This window comes from Acinetobacter sp. YH01022 (genome assembly GCF_013420235.1).
In the GTDB taxonomy this organism is placed as follows: Bacteria; Pseudomonadota; Gammaproteobacteria; order Pseudomonadales; family Moraxellaceae; genus Acinetobacter.
This window is the reverse complement of sequence record NZ_VOYP01000114.1, coordinates 1-1,047: the sequence shown is the minus strand read 5'-3', so window position 1 is coordinate 1,047 and position 1,047 is coordinate 1. Positions and strand designations below refer to the sequence as shown.

Annotated in this window: 1 protein-coding gene; it reads left to right on the top strand. The window is 42.5% G+C overall.

Features of this window, described 5'->3' with window-relative positions; all coding sequences use genetic code 11:
• Positions 1-57 precede the first annotated feature (57 nt).
• Positions 58-990, top strand: a complete 933-nt coding sequence (locus FTT87_RS15910) for an IS5-like element IS17 family transposase (protein ID WP_000743272.1) — start codon at positions 58-60, stop codon at positions 988-990.
• Positions 991-1,047 lie beyond the last annotated feature (57 nt).

Genomic DNA, 1,047 nt, shown 5'->3' with positions numbered 1-1,047 from the left:
GGGGGCTTTGTTGCACAAACCTATCTGTAAAGGCTTTTTCAGCGATATAATTTTCAAATGAAGAAGCCTACACACAAAATCTACCGCACAACCAATTGGCCCGCATATAACCGAGCACTCATGAGTCGCGGAAATATTGCCATTTGGTTTGATCCTGCTACGCAATGGTATGCTCCATCAAAAGGCAAACAAGGGCGAAATCAAACCTACTCCGACGCAGCTATCCAATGCTGCTTAATGATTAAATCCTTATTCCGTCTATCTTTACGTATGGTCACTGGCTTTGTGCAAAGTCTGATTAAACTTTGCGGATTAAATTGGACCGCACCAGATTACAGTACGCTTTGTAGAAGACAAAAGCATATTGATATTGCAATCAGCTACCAAAAAAGTAGCGATGGGCTGCATCTACTCGTAGACTCTACAGGCATGAAGTTTCTAGGTGAGGGCGAATGGAAACGCAAGAAACATGGAGCTGAATATCGTCGCCAATGGCGTAAACTACATATTGGTATAGATGCCAAAACCCTACAAATACGCGCTATTCAGCTCACAACCAATAATGTCAGTGATTCACAGGTGCTTGGTGATTTACTTAATCAGATTCCACAAGATGAGCAGATTGACTCTGTTTATACCGATGGAGCTTATGACACCAAGCAATGCCGTCAGGTCATTGCAGATCGGCAAGCACATGCGGTGATTCCACCTAGAAAAAATGCGAAACCATGGAAAGATACAAAGAGTAGCTCGCTAGAGCGAAATGAATTACTTCGAACAGTTAAACGTTTAGGCAGGACATTATGGAAAAAATGGTCAGGCTATCATCGCCGCAGTTTGGTGGAAACCAAGATGCATTGCATCAAATTATTAGGCGATAAATTAATGGCAAGAAGCTTTCCTAGTCAGGTGAATGAAATTCATGCACGTGTAGCAGTCCTCAACAGATTTACGGAATTAGGTCGACCACTTACCCAAGTTACGCCTTAAATTTGGCTCAATTAGGGGCGCTTTGCATTTCAAATCTTTGTGCAACAAAGCCGTTTC

What these genes read in the sequence shown, in the direction of transcription:
- FTT87_RS15910 (WP_000743272.1), top strand. Translation starts at nt 58, where the DNA reads ATGAAGAAGCCTACACACAAAATCTACCGCACAACCAATTGGCCCGCA.